The organism is Citrobacter sp. RHB36-C18 (assembly GCF_013814485.1).
GTDB classification, from domain to species: domain Bacteria; phylum Pseudomonadota; class Gammaproteobacteria; order Enterobacterales; family Enterobacteriaceae; genus Citrobacter; species Citrobacter braakii.
Genome location: NZ_CP057125.1, coordinates 4,755,194 through 4,773,423, shown reverse-complemented (window position 1 = coordinate 4,773,423; position 18,230 = coordinate 4,755,194). Strand labels below are relative to the sequence as shown.

Below are 18,230 nucleotides of genomic sequence, written 5' to 3'. Positions count from 1 at the left end.
GTGATAAATCAGGGCGCAATAGTAGCATGTAATTCATGGTCTTCGGCGATGGGCTATGACCGATCCCCCTGGCGTCACTTTCTGCTACAATCCACATCCCCGTGTTTACAGATTGAGCAATCCTCTATGCGTTTGAACCCCGGACAACAACAAGCCGTCGAATTCGTCACCGGACCTTGCCTGGTGCTGGCGGGAGCGGGTTCCGGTAAGACGCGTGTTATCACTAACAAAATCGCACATCTGATCCGTGAATGTGGCTATCAGGCACGACATATTGCGGCAGTAACCTTTACCAATAAGGCTGCGCGCGAGATGAAAGAGCGTGTGGCGCAAACGTTGGGTCGTAAAGAAGCGCGCGGGTTGATGATCTCTACTTTCCACACTCTGGGACTGGATGTCATTAAGCGTGAATACGCCGCGCTAGGGATGAAGTCGAACTTCTCGTTATTTGATGATACTGACCAGGTGGCCCTGCTTAAGGAATTAACCGAAGGGCTAATTGAAGACGATAAGCTTATCCTTCAACAGTTGATTTCAACGATCTCTAACTGGAAAAACGATCTGATGACCCCAGCGCAGGCGGCAGCCAGTGCAAAGGGTGAACGCGATCGTATTTTTGCCCACTGCTATGGTCTGTATGACGCGCATATGAAGGCGTGTAACGTCCTCGATTTTGACGATCTGATCCTGCTCCCCACGCTGCTGTTGCAGCGCAATGAAGAGGTGCGCGAGCGCTGGCAGAACAAAATCCGCTACCTGCTGGTGGATGAATATCAGGATACCAACACCAGCCAGTACGAGTTGGTGAAGTTGCTGGTGGGGAAACGCGCGCGCTTTACCGTCGTGGGTGATGACGATCAGTCGATCTACTCCTGGCGCGGTGCACGTCCGCAGAACCTGGTACTGTTAAGCAAAGATTTTCCGGCGCTGCAGGTGGTGAAGCTGGAGCAAAACTATCGTTCATCAGGGCGTATCCTGAAGGCGGCGAACATCCTTATTGCTAACAACCCACACGTCTTTGAAAAACGGCTCTTTTCTGAGCTGGGCTACGGCGCTGAGCTGAAGGTTTTGAGTGCGAATAATGAAGAGCACGAAGCAGAACGCGTGACCGGGGAACTGATTGCCCATCACTTTGTGAACAAGACGCAGTATAAAGACTACGCCATCCTGTATCGCGGTAATCATCAGTCGCGAGTGTTCGAAAAGTTTCTGATGCAAAACCGCATCCCGTACAAAATTTCCGGCGGGACGTCGTTCTTCTCACGTCCGGAGATTAAAGATCTGCTGGCCTATCTGCGCGTGCTCAGCAACCCGGATGATGACAGTGCATTTTTGCGCATCGTAAATACGCCAAAGCGTGAAATCGGTCCGGCCACGCTGCAAAAGTTGGGGGAATGGGCGATGACGCGTAATAAAAGCCTGTTTACCGCCAGCTTTGATATGGGACTTAGCCAGACGCTAACCGGGCGTGGATATGATTCTCTGACCCGCTTTACGCACTGGCTGGGTGAAATTCAACGTCTGGCGGAGCGCGAGCCGGTTGCCGCCGTGCGCGATCTGATCCACGGCATTGATTACGAATCCTGGCTGTATGAAACCTCGCCGAGCCCGAAAGCGGCCGAAATGCGCATGAAAAACGTCAACACGCTGTTCAGCTGGATGACGGAGATGCTGGAAGGTAGTGAGCTGGAAGAGCCAATGACCCTGACTCAGGTCGTTACCCGCTTTACCCTGCGCGACATGATGGAGCGCGGAGAGAGCGAAGAGGAGTTGGATCAGGTGCAGTTGATGACGCTGCATGCTTCAAAAGGACTGGAGTTCCCGTACGTATTTATGGTGGGAATGGAAGAAGGATTTTTGCCGCACCAGAGCAGCATCGATGAAGATAACATCGACGAAGAGCGTCGTCTGGCTTACGTCGGGATTACGCGTGCGCAGAAAGAACTTATCTTCACGCTGTGTAAAGAGCGCCGTCAGTACGGTGAACTGGTACGACCTGAACCGAGCCGTTTCCTGTTGGAACTACCACAAGATGACGTTATCTGGGAACAGGAGCGTAAAGTGGTGAGTGCCGAGGAGCGGATGCAAAAAGGGCAGGCCAGCATTGCTAACATTCGGGCAATGATGGCGAAAGCCAAAGAGAAATAGGTATTTTGTAGGCCGGATAAGCGTAAGCGCTATCCGGCAGCCAGCATCTAATGCACTTCCAGCGGCCAGTGGACATAGCTTTGCCACTGTATTTCCTGATCGATTAACTCTGTACCTAATGGATGATGTTCCAGCCAGCCTTCCGGTAGCGTTAACGTCAGATTCTCATCCTGAGCTTGCAGGGTGATATGTGGCACTAAATCGTCGCGACGGCGAGCGGCGAAAATGATCGCCAGGCGTAGCAAACGGCAAAGGTGCTCTGCGATGCGTGGTGGCACAGCGTTTTGCTGGTGGAGTGAAGAGAGATCGACCGGATTAGTTTGGTTGAGCAACAGCGTGGCTAACAGTTTTTTCTGCGCGGGAGTAAAGCCCGGGAGATCGAGATTACGTACCAGCCAGGCGGCATGCAGCGGCGCCTGCTTATACTCTACGCTCAGTCCTATTTCATGCAACTGACAGGCACTTTGCAGCAGTTCACGACTAATGGCTTCAAGATGCCACTCATCTTTCACCTGTTCGAGTAAATGTACAGCCAATTGCGTGACGCGATTCGCCTGATCGGTGTCGACCATAAATCGACGCTGAATATTACGCAGCGTACGGCTGCGAATGTCCTGATCAACTGGCAAGTGCAGCATGCCGTAGACCAGACCTTCGCGTAGTGCGCCGCCGGCCAGAGTCATGCATTGAATATTCAGTTCGGTGAAAATGGCGATTAGAATGGCCAGTCCGCTGGGAAAAACCAGTGCGCGTTCCAGCGTTAACCCTTCTATTTCCAGCTCTTCCAGACGACCACAATGAATGGCGCGCTGTTTAAGCTGCTGAAGCTTGGCCAACGTAATGCGCTCATCCATGCCTTGCGCCATCATGATTTCCTGTAACGCCTGGACGGTGCCAGAGGCACCAACGCAAACTTTCCAGCCATGAAAACGCAGTTTGTCGGCGACTGGGCGCAGAACTTCGCGAGCCGCTTTCTCTGCTTCGTCAAAGTTTTCCTGTGCCAGATTACGATTGGTGAAATACCTTTCGAGCCAGGTGACGCAGCCCATTGACAGGCTGAACAGAGAGGTGGTTTGCGCGCCGGAGCCGGTAACCAGTTCAGTGCTGGCACCGCCAATATCAACGACAAGACGCTGATCGGCACCGCCGGTGGTGTGGGCAACACCTTGATAAATCAGCCGCGCTTCTTCTTCGCCGCTGATGACCTGGACAGGACAGCCGAGGATCTCTTGCGCTTTGGCGATAAACTCATCGGCGTTTACCGCGATGCGTAATGTTGCCGTGGCGACCACGCGGATTTGCGGCTGAGGGATATCCTGCAGGCGTTCAGCAAACAGGCGCAGGCATTGCCAGCCGCGCTCCATAGCTTCAGCGGAAAGAACGTTGTCGCTGTTGAGGCCAGCGGCCAGACGCACCTTGCGTTTAATACGCGTGAGCGTCTGAATGCTTCCCGCCACCTCGCGTACAACCAGCATATGAAAACTATTCGAGCCTAAATCAATTGCGGCGTACAGCGAAGTGGTTGTGAGCATATCTAACGTTAACCTGAACGACGACGATTACGCGGAGCACCACCGGTACGGCGTGGGCCATTGCCTGTGCGCGGACGCGTTAAGCGTAACGGCTTCGGCAGATCGGTCATCAGCGCATCCGGGTTGTACTTGCTGACCGGGATCGAGTGACCGATATAGGTCTCGATTGCTGGTAAATTCAGCGCGTATTCTTCACAGGCCAGGCTGATAGAGTGACCGCTTGCTCCGGCGCGACCGGTACGACCGATACGGTGAACGTAATCTTCACAGTCATCCGGCAGGTCATAGTTAAATACGTGCGTTACGGCTGGGATATGCAGACCACGCGCGGCGACATCCGTCGCAACGAGAATGTCGAGATCGCCACGGGTGAACTCATCAAGGATACGCAGACGTTTTTTCTGCGCCACGTCACCGGTCAACAGACCGACGCGATGACCGTCAGCGGCAAGGCTACCCCAGATATCTTCACAACGATGCTTGGTGTTAGCAAAGACGATGGCGCGATCTGGCCACTCTTCTTCAATCAGCGTTTGCAGTAAACGCATTTTCTCTTCGTTGGAAGGATAGAAGAGCTCTTCTTTAATACGGTGACCTGTCTTCTGTTCCGGTTCGACTTCAACGTACTCGGCGTTATTCATCTGTTCGAACGCCAGTTCGCGAACGCGGTAAGAGAGGGTTGCAGAAAACAGCATGTTCAGACGTTGGGTGGTTGGCGGCATACGACGGAACAGCCAACGGATATCTTTGATAAAACCCAGATCGTACATACGATCGGCTTCATCCAGCACCACGACCTGAATCGCGCCCAGGTTAATGTGGTTCTGTTTTGCATAGTCGATGAGACGACCGGTCGTGCCGATAAGAATATCGACGCCGCTTTCCAGCACTTTCAGCTGTTTGTCATAACCGTCGCCGCCATAAGCCAGGCCTAATTTCAAACCGGTGGTCTGTGCCAGCGGCTCGGCGTCAGCGTGGATCTGCACGGCTAACTCACGCGTTGGCGCCATAATTAACGCACGCGGTTGGTTCACCTTGCGATCGGCAATCGCGGGATGAGAGAGAAGATAATGAAACGTTGACGTCAGGAACGCCATCGTTTTTCCGGTACCGGTTTGCGCCTGCCCTGCAACATCACGACCTGCCAGCGTTAGCGGCAGCGCGAGGGCCTGAATGGGCGTGCAGTTATGAAAGCCTTTATTTTCAAGGGCTTCTATCACCTTTGGGTGCAGGGCGAAGTCGGAAAACTTCTGTTCTGTTAAATGTGTTTTGCTCATAGTGTGGTAGAATATCAGCTTACTATTGCTTTACGAAAGCGTATCCGGTGAAATAAAGTCAACCTTTAGTTGGTTAATGCTACATCAACACGTCGTTGATTAAGAGTACACCAACGCACCAGGCTTATTCCTGTGGAGTTAATATGAGCGATAAAATTATTCACCTGACTGACGACAGTTTTGACACGGATGTACTCAAAGCGGACGGAGCTATCCTCGTTGATTTCTGGGCAGAGTGGTGCGGTCCGTGCAAAATGATCGCTCCAATTCTGGATGAAATCGCTGACGAATATCAGGGCAAATTGACGGTTGCTAAACTGAACATTGACCAAAACCCAGGCACCGCGCCGAAGTATGGTATCCGTGGCATCCCGACCCTGCTGCTGTTTAAAAACGGCGAAGTTGCGGCGACTAAAGTCGGCGCACTATCCAAAGGTCAGTTGAAAGAATTCCTCGACGCTAATTTAGCGTAAGGAAGTCTCATGATCGGGCGACCATACTTCGAAATGATTCGGATGACTGGACGCCCGACTTGAGTCGTGCTAAGTTAGTGTTGACTTCGTATTAAACATACCTTATTAAGTTTGAATCTAGTTATATCCAATACTTCCCGTTGTTTCTCGCGCGAGAAGTGGACAGATTCCTGGCTTGTCACTCAATCCGTCTTGTCGTTTCAGTTCTGCGTACTTTCCTGTGACCAGACAGCGAACAGACATGAGTTGATGGCCGTAAACAGGCATGGATGACCCTGCCATACCATTCACAACATTAAGTTCGAGATTTACCCCAAGTTTAAGAACTCACACCATTATGAATCTTACCGAATTAAAGAATACGCCGGTTTCTGAGCTGATCACTCTCGGCGAAAATATGGGCCTTGAAAACCTGGCTCGTATGCGCAAGCAGGACATTATTTTTGCCATCCTGAAGCAGCACGCAAAGAGTGGCGAAGATATCTTTGGTGACGGTGTGCTGGAGATATTGCAGGATGGATTTGGTTTCCTCCGCTCTGCAGACAGCTCCTACCTCGCCGGTCCTGATGACATCTACGTTTCTCCCAGCCAAATCCGCCGTTTCAACCTCCGCACTGGTGATACCATCTCTGGTAAGATTCGCCCGCCGAAAGAAGGTGAACGCTACTTTGCGCTGTTGAAAGTTAACGAAGTTAACTACGACAAACCAGAAAACGCCCGTAACAAAATCCTCTTTGAGAACTTAACACCGCTGCACGCAAACTCTCGTCTGCGTATGGAACGTGGTAACGGTTCTACTGAAGACTTAACGGCGCGTGTACTGGATCTGGCATCACCGATCGGTCGTGGCCAACGTGGTCTGATTGTTGCTCCGCCGAAAGCAGGTAAAACCATGCTGCTGCAGAACATCGCGCAGAGCATTGCTTACAACCATCCGGACTGCGTGCTGATGGTGCTGCTGATTGACGAACGTCCGGAAGAAGTTACCGAGATGCAGCGTCTGGTGAAAGGTGAAGTGGTTGCGTCTACCTTTGACGAACCAGCCTCCCGCCACGTTCAGGTTGCGGAAATGGTTATCGAGAAGGCGAAACGTCTGGTTGAACACAAGAAAGACGTTATCATTCTGCTCGATTCCATCACCCGTCTGGCGCGTGCTTACAACACCGTGGTTCCGGCTTCCGGTAAAGTTTTGACCGGTGGTGTTGATGCCAACGCTTTGCATCGTCCGAAGCGTTTCTTCGGTGCGGCGCGTAACGTGGAAGAGGGCGGTAGCCTGACCATCATCGCGACTGCGCTGATCGATACTGGCTCTAAAATGGATGAAGTTATCTACGAAGAGTTTAAAGGTACCGGCAACATGGAACTGCATCTCTCTCGTAAGATTGCTGAAAAACGCGTCTTCCCGGCTATCGACTACAACCGTTCCGGTACCCGTAAAGAAGAGCTGCTCACCACCCAGGAAGAGCTGCAGAAAATGTGGATCCTGCGCAAAATCATCCATCCGATGGGTGAGATTGATGCCATGGAATTCCTCATTAACAAGCTGGCGATGACTAAGACTAACGACGACTTCTTCGACATGATGAAGCGTTCGTAATTCAGGTCTCATCCGAAAACGCCACGTTTTTACGTGGCGTTTTGCTTTTGTGGCTGTAATCTTAACGACACAATAACGATAATACGGTATGAAGTACCAACAAGTAGAAAAAGATTCGTAATCTGTTTCTTGTGGTTGATAATTATACAAAACCATTGGGTATGAAGTCGGGTTTCCCTTCTGAATATAGGTCTTCGTGGTTATACTTCTGCTATTAATATTCTCTGAGAGCATGCATTGTGAATTTACTGACAGTAAGCACTGATCTCATCAGTATTTTCTTATTCACAACACTGTTTCTTTTCTTTGCCCGCAAGGTCGCAAAAAAGATTGGTTTAGTGGATAAACCCAACTTCCGTAAACGGCATCAGGGATTGATTCCGTTGGTTGGAGGGATTTCGGCTTACGCAGGTGTATGTTTTACGTTTGCCATTGCTGACTACTACATCCCGCATGCTTCTCTCTTTCTGGCCTGTGCTGGTGTATTAGTTTTGGTCGGCGCGTTAGACGATCGCTTTGATATCAGTGTAAAAATCCGTGCGATTATCCAGGCCGCGATCGGCATTATTATGATGTCGGTTGGCAAACTCTATCTTCTTAGCCTTGGGTATATTTTTGGCCCCTGGGAGATGGTGCTCGGTCCGTTCGGCTATTTACTCACGCTGTTTGCCGTCTGGGCGGCAATAAACGCCTTCAATATGGTGGATGGGATTGATGGTCTGCTAGGTGGGTTGTCCAGCGTTTCATTTGCGGCGATGGGATTCATTTTGTGGTTTGATGGTCAGACGAGTCTGGCTATCTGGTGTTTTGCCATGATCGCCGCCATTCTGCCTTATATCCTGCTAAATCTGGGCATCCTTGGACGTCGCTATAAAGTTTTTATGGGTGACGCGGGCAGTACACTGATTGGCTTCACCATTATTTGGATCCTGCTGGAGACTACGCAGGGCAAAACTCACCCCATTAGCCCGGTAACTGCACTGTGGATTATTGCCATTCCATTGATGGATATGGTGGCAATCATGTACCGACGTTTGCGAAAAGGCATGAGCCCTTTCTCCGCGGATCGTCAACACATACATCATTTGGTGATGCGGGCAGGGTTTACTTCCCGACAAGCATTTGTTCTGATTACGCTGGCTGCGGCGGTACTGGCGTCTATCGGCGTGTTGGCTGAATATTTTCGCTTAGTCCCTGAATGGGCCATGTTGTTGCTTTTTTTACTGGCCTTTGGCCTCTACGGTTACTGTATCAAGCGTGCCTGGAAGGTAGCGAGATTTATCAAGCGAGTGAAGCGCAGATTGCGAAGAATTCGTGAAGGCAAACCAAACTTAACCAAGTAAATTGAGGATGCGATGAGACAACCATTACCGGGGGAAGACGCCGTGAGCGCTGAAAATGAACTGGATATCCGTGGGTTGTTTCGTACCTTGTGGTCAGGGAAGGTGTGGATCGTCGGTATGGCTCTCGCCTTCGCGATAGCGGCCCTCGCCTATACGTTTTTTGCGCGTCAGGAGTGGAGCGCCACGGCGATTACTGACAGGCCAACGGTCAATATGTTGGGTGGCTTTTACTCTCAACAACAGTTTTTACGCAACCTGGATATTAAGGCCAGTCTTGCGTCCACGGACCAACCGTCAGTAATGGATGAGGCCTATAAAGAATTCATTATGCAGCTTGCCTCCTGGGATACACGCCGAGAATTCTGGCAGCAGACTGATTACTATAAGCAGCGTATGGTCGGTAATAGCAAAGCCGATGCGGCGATGCTGGATGAACTGATCAATAACATTCAGTTTTTGCCTGGCGATGCGCTGCGTAATACCAATGACAGCGTGAAGCTGATTGCCGAGACGGCTCCTGATGCCAACAATTTGCTGCGCCAGTACGTCGCGTTTGCCAGCCAACGCGCGGCACGTCATCTGAATGATGAGTTAAAAGGCGCATGGGCTGCACGCACTGTGCAGATGAAAGCGCAGGTCAAACGTCAGGAAGAAGTGGCAAAATCCATTTTCTCTCGCCGCGTCCACAGCATTGAACAAGCGCTTAAAATTGCTGAGCAGCATAATATTTCGCGTACTTCCACAGATGTTCCAGCTGATGAATTACCGGATTCAGAATTGTTCTTACTCGGACGTCCTATGTTGCAGGCGCGACTTGAGAATCTGCAGTCAATTGGTCCGGATTTCGATCTGGACTATTTCCAGAACAGGGCAATGCTGAACACCCTGAACGTTGGACCAACTTTAGATCCGCGTTTTCAGACCTATCGTTATTTGAGAACGCCGGAAGAGCCGGTAAAACGTGACAGCCCTCGTCGCGCCTTCCTGATGATTATGTGGGGTATCGTTGGGGCTCTGATCGGTGCTGGTGTCGCGTTAACCCGTCGCCGTACGATTTAGCAATGCCGTTGCAGTGAGGGGCTGGGCCCTCACTGCCAATCCGAAGAGAATCGATGTGAAAGTACTGACTGTATTTGGTACGCGACCGGAGGCCATTAAGATGGCTCCTCTGGTTCATGCGCTGGAAAAAGATCCTGATTTTGAGGCGAAAGTTTGCGTTACGGCGCAGCATCGGGAGATGCTCGATCAGGTGTTGAATCTTTTTTCCATTGTACCTGACTACGATCTCAATATTATGCAGCCAGGTCAGGGACTAACAGAAATAACCTGCCGCATCCTGGAAGGGTTAAAGCCTATTTTGGCTGAATTCAAACCCGATGTGGTGTTGGTTCATGGTGATACCACAACCACGATTGCTACCAGTCTGGCCGCGTTCTATCAGCGCATCCCGGTGGGGCATGTCGAGGCTGGTTTACGTACAGGCGATCTCTATTCACCATGGCCGGAAGAGGCTAATCGTACGCTGACCGGGCGTCTGGCAATGTATCATTTTGCCCCAACAGAAAACTCGCGCCAAAATCTGTTACGAGAAGCTATCCCTGATGATCGTATTTTCGTCACGGGTAATACGGTTATTGACGCGTTGATCTGGGTTCGGGATCGCGTACTGGGAAATGAGACGCTGCGTGCGGATCTGGCCGAACGTTATCCTTTCCTGGATGCTGATAAAAAGATGATCCTGGTGACCGGTCATCGTCGGGAAAGCTTCGGTCGCGGTTTTGAGCAAATCTGTCATGCCCTGGCGGAAATAGCCGCGTCTAACCAAAATGTGCAGATTGTCTATCCGGTACACCTGAACCCTAACGTCAGTGAGCCGGTCAATCGCATCCTGGGTCACGTTGAAAATGTGGTGTTGATTGAACCGCAGGACTACCTGCCATTCGTATGGCTGATGAATCACGCCTGGCTGATCCTTACTGATTCCGGCGGGATTCAGGAAGAAGCGCCGTCTCTGGGGAAACCTGTGCTGGTGATGCGTGAAACAACGGAGCGCCCGGAAGCTATTACCGCAGGGACTGTACGCCTGGTAGGTACAGACCCACAGCGGATTGTTGAAGAAGTCACGCGTTTGCTGCATGACGACAATGAATATCAGATCATGAGCCGCGCCCATAATCCGTATGGAGACGGGCTGGCATGTGACCGCATTTTAGAAGCATTAAAAAATAATCGGATATCGCTATGAGTTTTACGACCATTTCTGTCATTGGGCTGGGTTATATCGGACTGCCAACGGCGGCTGCCTTTGCTTCCCGTCAAAAACACGTAATTGGCGTAGATATAAATCAACATGCGGTGGATACCATTAATCGCGGTGAAATTCACATCGTTGAGCCCGATCTGGGTGCGGTGGTGAAAACGGCGGTCGAAAATGGGTTTTTACGTGCGAGCGCGACACCCGTAGATGCTGATGCGTATCTGATTGCGGTGCCTACCCCGTTCAAGGGAGATCATGAACCCGATATGGTCTACGTAGAAGCCGCGGCGAAATCTATTGCGCCAGTTTTGAAAAAAGGCGCATTGGTGATTCTGGAATCCACTTCACCTGTCGGGGCAACTGAACAGATGGCCGCATGGCTTGCAGAAATGCGGGCTGACCTGACTTTCCCGCAGCAGGTCGGTGAACAGGCGGACGTTAACATTGCTTATTGCCCAGAGCGCGTACTGCCGGGTCAGGTAATGGTCGAACTGATTAAAAACGATCGGGTGATTGGAGGAATGACCTCCGTCTGTTCCGCGCGCGCCAGCGAGCTGTACAACATCTTTCTCGAAGGCGAATGTGTGGTAACCAACGCCCGCACCGCAGAAATGTGTAAGCTGACGGAAAATAGCTTTCGCGATGTCAATATCGCCTTCGCCAATGAACTGTCGCTGATTTGCGCCGATCAGGGGATCAACGTCTGGGAACTGATTCGCCTAGCAAACCGGCATCCACGCGTGAATATTTTGCAGCCCGGCCCTGGCGTAGGTGGACACTGTATCGCGGTCGATCCGTGGTTTATCGTGGCGCAGAACCCGCAGCAGGCGAAATTGATCCGTACTGCACGTGAGGTAAACGATGGTAAACCGCATTGGGTGGTCGATCGGGTAAAGGCTGCCGTAGCCGACTGTCTGGCGGATACCAACAAACGGGCTAGCGAAGTGAAAATTGCCTGTTTTGGTCTGGCATTCAAACCCAATATTGACGATTTGCGTGAAAGCCCGGCGATGGGAATTGCGCAGAATATTGCGCAATGGCACAAAGGCGAAATGCTGGTGGTGGAACCGAACATCCATCAACTGCCGAAAAAACTGGATGGTCTTTGCCAACTGGCGACGCTGGACGATGCTCTGGCACGTGCTGATGTGTTGGTCATGTTGGTTGACCATAATGAATTTAAAGCCATCAAAGGCGATGCGGTTCAACAGCAGTACATCGTTGATACCAAAGGGGTCTGGCGGTGAAAATCCGCGCCAGTATTGAGCCGCTTAGCTGGGAAAATACGTTCTTTGGCGTGAATAGCGCCATTGTCCGTTTTGACCAACGCGCGCCGGTTCTAACTGCGGATGCGTTGCTGCCCTGGTCGCGTGTACAAGCAAAAATACTTGCCGCAAATAGCCATGAATTAGATGCTCTGCAGCATTTGGGGTTCTCACTGGTAGAAGGTGAAGTCGATTTTGTACTGCCGGTAACGTGTGCCAGCGGCGACCCCGGTGCGCAGGTCGCGCAAACTACGGATATCCCGGTATTACGCCATCTGGCAGGACAGGCATTTGCGCAAAGTCGTTTTCGCGCCCCGTGGTATGCCGAAGATGCCAGCGCGCGTTTCTACGCACAGTGGATTGAAAACGCGGTGCTGGGGACGTTTGATCATCAATGCCTCATTTTTCGTAAACCGACTGGTGAGATTCGTGGCTATGTCTCGCTGCGTGAACTGAATGCGACCGAGGCGAGAATTGGCCTGCTGGCCGGGCGTGGTGCGGGTGCAGAACTGATGCAGGCCGCGCTTTGTTGGGCACAGGCCCGCGGTAAAACAACATTGCGCGTGGCGACCCAAATGGGTAACACCGCCGCGCTTAAACGTTATATACACAGTGGTGCGAATGTGGAAAGCACCGCGTATTGGTTATACAGGTGACACGATGATTCCATTTAATGCACCGCCGGTGGTGGGAACTGAACTCGATTACATGCAGTCTGCGATGAATAGCGGCAAACTGTGTGGTGACGGTGGCTTTACCCGTCGCTGTCAGCAGTGGCTGGAGCAGCATTTTGGCAGTGAGAAAGTGCTGCTGACGCCTTCCTGCACCGCATCGCTTGAGATGGCGGCATTGCTGCTGGACATCCAGCCTGGCGATGAAGTCATTATGCCGAGCTACACGTTTGTCTCTACGGCCAATGCCTTCGTGTTGCGCGGCGCGAAAATCGTCTTTGTTGATATTCGCCCGGATACCATGAACATTGACGAAACGCTGATTGAAGCGGCGATCACCGATAAAACCCGCGCTATTGTGCCGGTACATTACGCGGGCGTGGCCTGCGAAATGGATACCATCATGGGGCTGGCCACTAAACATAACCTGTATGTGGTGGAAGATGCCGCCCAGGGCGTCATGTCGACCTACAAGGGGCGTGCGCTGGGTACGATTGGTCACATCGGCTGCTTTAGCTTCCATGAGACCAAAAACTATACCGCAGGCGGGGAAGGTGGAGCGACGCTGATTAATGATAAAAAATTAGTCGAGCGCGCAGAGATCATCCGTGAAAAAGGGACTAACCGTAGTCAGTTTTTCCGCGGCCAGGTAGATAAGTATACCTGGCGTGATATCGGTTCCAGCTATTTGATGTCCGATCTGCAGGCGGCTTATCTGTGGGCGCAGTTGGAAGCGGCTGATCGTATTAACCAGCAGCGTCTGGCGCTGTGGCAAAAGTATTACGATGCCCTGGAACCGCTGGCGCGTGCCGGGCGTATTGAGCTGCCTTCGATACCGGAGGGTTGCGTACAGAATGCCCATATGTTTTACATCAAGCTGCGCGATATCGACGATCGCACGGCGTTGATTAACTTCCTGAAAGAAGCTGAAATTATGGCGGTGTTCCACTATATCCCGCTGCATGATTGCCCGGCTGGCGATAAATTCGGCGTGTTTGCCGGTGTTGATCGTTACACCACCAAAGAGAGCGAACGCCTGCTGCGTTTACCGCTGTTCTACAATCTGTCGCCGGTGAACCAGCGAACAGTCATTACGACCTTACTCAACTACTTTGCCTGATATGTCGCTTGCAAAAGCGTCCTTATGGACGGCGGCCAGTACGCTGGTAAAAATTGGCGCAGGTTTGCTGGTTGTGAAGTTGCTGGCGGTGTCGTTTGGCCCGGCAGGCGTGGGGCAGGCGGGTAACTTCCGCCAGATGGTCACCGTGCTTGGCGTGTTGGCGGGGGCCGGCATTTTCAATGGCGTCACGAAATACGTTGCGCAGCATCATGACGATCCGGCCCGGCTCCGTAAGGTGGTCGGTACATCTTCCGCGATGGTGCTGGGATTCTCTACGCTGATGGCGGTGATTTTTTTGCTGGCGGCCGCACCTATCAGTCAGGGATTATTTGGTCATACTCATTATCAGGGGCTGGTTCGACTGGTTGCGCTGGTGCAGATGGGCATTGCCTGGGCGAACCTGCTGCTGGCGCTGATGAAGGGCTTCCGCGATGCGGCGGGTAACGCGCTGTCGTTGATTGTGGGGAGCCTGGTGGGTGTAGCGGCTTATTATGGCTGTTATCGCCTGGGAGGGTATGAAGGCGCCTTGCTGGGCCTGGCGCTGGTACCTGCGCTGGTCGTTATCCCTGCCGCTATAATGCTGATTAAGCGTGGGACTATCCCCCTGCATTACCTGAAACCCTCGTGGGATAACGGTCTGGCAGGGCAGTTAAGCAAGTTTACGCTGATGGCGCTGATTACCTCCGTAACGCTGCCAGTGGCATACGTGATGATGCGAAACCTGTTGGCGGCGCAGTACAGCTGGGATGATGTGGGGATCTGGCAGGGGGTGAGCAGTATCTCCGATGCTTATCTGCAATTCATCACCGCCTCATTCAGCGTTTACTTGCTGCCGACGTTGTCGCGTTTGACTGAAAAGCGCGACATCACACGCGAAGTGATCAAGTCGTTGAAATTCGTGCTGCCGGCGGTTGCTGCCGCAAGCTTTACCGTCTGGCTACTGCGCGATTTTGCTATCTGGCTGCTTTTCTCCGCTAAATTCACCGCCATGCGCGACCTGTTCGCCTGGCAACTGGTCGGTGATGTGCTGAAAGTCGGCGCCTATGTTTTCGGTTATCTGGTGATCGCGAAAGCGTCGCTGCGGTTTTATATCTTGGCAGAAATTAGCCAGTTCATGTTATTGACGGCGTTTGCACATTGGCTGATCCCTGCACATGGTGCGCTGGGCGCGGCACAGGCTTACATGGCAACGTACATTGTCTATTTCTCTCTTTGTTGTGGCGTGTTTTTACTCTGGCGTAGGCGGGTATGACTGTACTGATTCACGTTCTGGGATCGGATATCCCTCACCATAACCAAACCGTGCTGCGGTTTTTCAACGACTCGCTGGCCGCGATGAGCGAGCACGCGCGCACGTTTATGGTTGCAGGTCAGGATGCCGGATTCAGAGAGAACTGCCCGGCGTTATCGCTAAGCTTCTATGGTGGGAAAAAGGCGCTGGCTGAAGCGGTTATCGCGAAAGCAAAAGCGGATCGCCAACAGCGTTTTTTCTTCCACGGTCAGTTCAACACCAGCCTGTGGTTAGCGCTGCTGAGCGGGGGAATTAAACCGGAGCAGTTTTACTGGCATATCTGGGGCGCGGATTTATATGAAGTCTCCAGTGGACTGAAATTTCGCCTGTTTTACCCCATTCGCCGTATGGCGCAGAACCGCGTGGGCTGCGTATTTGCCACGCGGGGTGATTTGAGCTATTTCGCCGAACAGCATCCGCGCGTGCGTGGCGAGTTGCTCTATTTCCCAACGCGGATGGATCCCTCGCTCAATAATATGAGCAACGCGTGTCAGCGCAGCGGCAAGATGACGGTGCTGGTTGGCAACTCTGGCGATCGCAGCAATGAGCATATTGCCGCGCTACGCGCCGTCCATCAGCAGTTCGGCGACACGGTGAATGTGATTGTACCGATGGGGTACCCCGCCAATAATGCGGCTTATATCGACGAGGTTCGTCAGGCCGGCCTGGCATTGTTTAGCGCTGAGAATCTGCAAATTTTAAGTGAAAAGCTGGAATTTGATGCCTATCTGACATTATTACGTCAGTGTGATTTGGGTTACTTTATTTTTGCCCGTCAGCAGGGGATCGGTACCCTGTGTTTACTGATTCAGGCCGGTATCCCGTGCGTGCTCAACCGTGAAAATCCCTTCTGGCAGGATATGGTGGAACAGAATCTCCCGGTGTTATTTACCACTGATGAGCTCAATGAAGGCGTCGTACGCGAAGCGCAGCGCCAGTTGGCATCGGTAGATAAAAATTCAATCACCTTCTTTAGCCCGAATTATCTGCAGCCGTGGCACAACGCGTTGCGTATTGCTTCAGGAGAAACCGTATGAGCCTGATGCAATTTAGCGGTCTGCTGGTGGTATGGCTGCTCTCCACCTTGTTTATCGCCACGCTGACCTGGTTTGAATTCCGCCGCGTGCGTTTTAACTTCAATGTTTTCTTCTCACTGCTGTTTTTGCTGACGTTCTTCTTCGGGTTCCCGTTGACCAGCATACTGGTGTTCCGTTTTGATGTGGCAGTTGCTCCGCCGGAGATCCTGCTGCAGGCCTTGCTGTCAGCCGCCTGTTTCTATGCCGTCTACTACGTGACGTATAAAACACGCCTTCGCAAGCGAGTCGAGGATAAGCCACGCAGGCCGCTATTTACCATCAATCGCGTTGAAGCGCATTTGACCTGGGTTATCCTGATGGCGATTGCATTGGTGAGCGTGGGCGTCTTCTTTATGCACAACGGATTCCTGCTGTTCAGACTGCAATCCTACAGCCAAATTTTTTCCAGTGAAGTCTCTGGCGTCGCTCTGAAGCGTTTCTTCTACTTCTTCATTCCGGCAATGCTGGTGGTCTATTTCCTGCGTCAGGACAGCAAAGCGTGGTTATTCTTCCTGGTGAGTACCGTCGCGTTTGGTTTGCTGACCTATATGATTGTTGGCGGGACGCGCGCCAATATCATCATTGCGTTTGCCATCTTCTTGTTTATCGGCATCATTCGCGGCTGGATTTCGCTGTGGATGCTGGCCGCCGCGGGCGTGCTGGGTATCGTCGGGATGTTCTGGCTGGCGCTGAAGCGTTATGGGATGAACGTTAGCGGCGACGAGGCGTTTTATACTTTCCTGTACCTCACGCGGGACACCTTCTCGCCGTGGGAGAATCTGGCGCTGTTGCTGCAAAATTACCACAATATTGAGTTTCAGGGGCTGGCGCCGATTGTCCGTGACTTCTACGTCTTTATCCCTTCCTGGCTTTGGCCTGGGCGGCCGAGTATTGTCCTCAACTCAGCGAACTACTTTACCTGGGAAGTGTTGAACAACCACTCAGGTCTGGCGATTTCGCCGACGTTAATTGGTTCACTGGTGGTGATGGGCGGGGCACTGTTTATCCCGTTAGGCGCGATTGTCGTTGGACTTATCATCAAATGGTTTGACTGGCTGTATGAGTTAGGCAACCGCGAAACCAATCGCTACAAGGCGGCGATTCTGCACAGTTTCTGTTTTGGCGCTATTTTCAATATGATCGTGTTGGCACGTGAAGGGCTGGATTCGTTTGTCTCGCGAGTGGTCTTTTTCCTCGTGATTTTCGGCGTGTGTCTGCTGGTGGCAAAACTGCTGTTTTGGCTATTCGATAGTGCGGGACTCATCCATAAACGAATCAAATCGCTGCCCCGGACACAGATTGAAGGATCGTAATGACAGATAACACAACTGCGCCACTCTACTCGCTGCGCGGGCTACAATTGATTGGCTGGCGCGATATGCAGCATGCGCTAAATTACCTGTTTGCCGAGGGACATCTCAGGTCAGGAACGCTGGTGGCAATCAACGCTGAGAAGATGCTGACGGCAGAAGATAACCCTGAAGTGCGGGATCTGATCAACGCCGCTGACTTCAAATATGCGGATGGGATTAGTGTGGTGCGCTCAGTGCGCAAAAAATTCCCGCAGGCGCAGGTTTCACGCGTGGCAGGGGCTGATCTTTGGGAAGCGCTTATGGCGCGAGCTGGGCAGGAAGGAACGCCTGTTTTCCTGATTGGTGGCAAGCCTGAAGTTCTGGCGCAAACGGAAGCCAAACTGCGTGCCCAGTGGCGCGTGAACATTGTAGGCAGTCAGGACGGTTATTTTACCCCGGACCAGCGGCAGGCATTGTTTGAACGTATCCACGCCAGCGGTGCGCAGATTGTGACGGTGGCGATGGGCTCGCCGAAACAAGAGATCTTTATGCGTGACTGCCGGAAGACTCACCCTGAAGCGCTGTATATGGGCGTCGGTGGGACCTACGACGTCTTTACCGGTCACGTTAAGCGTGCGCCGCGAATCTGGCAGACTCTGGGGCTGGAGTGGCTGTATCGCTTATTGTCGCAGCCAAGCCGTATCACTCGTCAACTTCGCTTATTACGCTATCTCCGCTGGCACTATACCGGCAACCTCTGACGCCCTCTCTCCTCTGATAAGTAGCGTGATCTGCTAATTACGCTACTTATTCACAACATAATCGCTGCTTTCTCGCACAATCTATTTATTTTTTGAATGCTTTAATTGCCATTTAAGCGATTTTAGG

Annotated in this window: 16 protein-coding genes; 14 read left to right on the top strand and 2 right to left on the bottom strand. The window is 52.1% G+C overall.

Annotated elements, in window-relative coordinates:
- The first annotated feature begins 126 nt into the window (after positions 1-126).
- Positions 127-2,148, top strand: coding sequence for a DNA helicase Rep (gene rep / locus HVZ52_RS22580; protein ID WP_049270478.1), 2,022 nt, complete (start codon positions 127-129; stop codon positions 2,146-2,148).
- A gap of 47 nt (positions 2,149-2,195) precedes the next feature.
- On the opposite strand, the gene gppA is transcribed toward rep, so the two are convergent.
- Entirely contained in the window at positions 2,196-3,680 is a 1,485-nt protein-coding gene (gppA, locus tag HVZ52_RS22575; protein ID WP_016157837.1) for a guanosine-5'-triphosphate,3'-diphosphate diphosphatase, read from the bottom strand.
- An 8-nt stretch (positions 3,681-3,688) separates the two neighbouring features.
- Positions 3,689-4,957 carry an ATP-dependent RNA helicase RhlB gene (gene rhlB, locus HVZ52_RS22570; protein ID WP_003829013.1) on the bottom strand — a complete coding sequence of 423 codons (1,269 nt, stop codon included), beginning with the start codon at positions 4,955-4,957 and terminating at the stop codon, positions 3,689-3,691.
- Between the two features lie 143 nt (positions 4,958-5,100).
- On the opposite strand from rhlB, the gene trxA reads away from it, so the two are divergent.
- The 13 genes from trxA to wecG all read left to right on the top strand — a co-directional run bounded on the left by trxA (position 5,101) and on the right by wecG (position 18,103).
- The gene (gene trxA / locus HVZ52_RS22565; RefSeq protein WP_001280776.1) at positions 5,101-5,430 is read left to right on the top strand and encodes a thioredoxin TrxA; all 330 of its coding nucleotides are present in this window, start codon (positions 5,101-5,103) and stop codon (positions 5,428-5,430) included.
- A gap of 130 nt (positions 5,431-5,560) precedes the next feature.
- Positions 5,561-5,680, top strand: coding sequence for a rho operon leader peptide (locus HVZ52_RS22560; RefSeq protein WP_049259789.1), 120 nt, complete (start codon positions 5,561-5,563; stop codon positions 5,678-5,680).
- 87 nt (positions 5,681-5,767) lie between these two features.
- Positions 5,768-7,027, top strand: coding sequence for a transcription termination factor Rho (gene rho / locus HVZ52_RS22555; protein ID WP_002437993.1), 1,260 nt, complete (start codon positions 5,768-5,770; stop codon positions 7,025-7,027).
- A gap of 239 nt (positions 7,028-7,266) precedes the next feature.
- Positions 7,267-8,370 (top strand): UDP-N-acetylglucosamine--undecaprenyl-phosphate N-acetylglucosaminephosphotransferase, encoded by a 1,104-nt coding sequence (gene wecA / locus HVZ52_RS22550; protein ID WP_016155107.1) that lies wholly within the window; start codon positions 7,267-7,269, stop codon positions 8,368-8,370.
- A 12-nt stretch (positions 8,371-8,382) separates the two neighbouring features.
- Positions 8,383-9,429, top strand: coding sequence for an ECA polysaccharide chain length modulation protein (gene wzzE, locus HVZ52_RS22545; RefSeq protein ID WP_016155108.1), 1,047 nt, complete (start codon positions 8,383-8,385; stop codon positions 9,427-9,429).
- 55 nt (positions 9,430-9,484) lie between these two features.
- Complete coding sequence (gene wecB / locus HVZ52_RS22540) at positions 9,485-10,615, top strand: UDP-N-acetylglucosamine 2-epimerase (non-hydrolyzing) (RefSeq protein ID WP_181598712.1); 1,131 nt, start codon at positions 9,485-9,487, stop codon at positions 10,613-10,615.
- Positions 10,612-11,874 carry a UDP-N-acetyl-D-mannosamine dehydrogenase gene (wecC, locus tag HVZ52_RS22535; RefSeq protein ID WP_181221004.1) on the top strand — a complete coding sequence of 421 codons (1,263 nt, stop codon included), beginning with the start codon at positions 10,612-10,614 and terminating at the stop codon, positions 11,872-11,874. Before wecB ends, wecC begins: the two co-directional genes overlap by 4 nt.
- On the top strand, positions 11,871-12,548 hold the full coding sequence (gene rffC, locus HVZ52_RS22530; RefSeq protein WP_181598711.1) for a dTDP-4-amino-4,6-dideoxy-D-galactose acyltransferase: 678 nt from the start codon (positions 11,871-11,873) through the stop codon (positions 12,546-12,548). The genes wecC and rffC overlap by 4 nt, the downstream gene beginning before the upstream one ends.
- A 4-nt stretch (positions 12,549-12,552) precedes the next feature.
- On the top strand, positions 12,553-13,683 hold the full coding sequence (gene rffA, locus HVZ52_RS22525) for a dTDP-4-amino-4,6-dideoxygalactose transaminase (protein WP_016155114.1): 1,131 nt from the start codon (positions 12,553-12,555) through the stop codon (positions 13,681-13,683).
- Between the two features lies 1 nt (position 13,684).
- On the top strand, positions 13,685-14,935 hold the full coding sequence (gene wzxE, locus HVZ52_RS22520; protein WP_019078442.1) for a lipid III flippase WzxE: 1,251 nt from the start codon (positions 13,685-13,687) through the stop codon (positions 14,933-14,935).
- The gene (locus HVZ52_RS22515) at positions 14,932-16,011 is read left to right on the top strand and encodes a TDP-N-acetylfucosamine:lipid II N-acetylfucosaminyltransferase (protein ID WP_181598710.1); all 1,080 of its coding nucleotides are present in this window, start codon (positions 14,932-14,934) and stop codon (positions 16,009-16,011) included. The genes wzxE and HVZ52_RS22515 overlap by 4 nt, the downstream gene beginning before the upstream one ends.
- A complete protein-coding gene (wzyE, locus tag HVZ52_RS22510; RefSeq protein WP_016155117.1) occupies positions 16,008-17,363 on the top strand; it encodes an ECA oligosaccharide polymerase in 1,356 nt (451 codons plus the stop codon). Before HVZ52_RS22515 ends, wzyE begins: the two co-directional genes overlap by 4 nt.
- A complete protein-coding gene (gene wecG, locus HVZ52_RS22505; protein WP_181598709.1) occupies positions 17,363-18,103 on the top strand; it encodes a lipopolysaccharide N-acetylmannosaminouronosyltransferase in 741 nt (246 codons plus the stop codon). Before wzyE ends, wecG begins: the two co-directional genes overlap by 1 nt.
- Positions 18,104-18,230 lie beyond the last annotated feature (127 nt).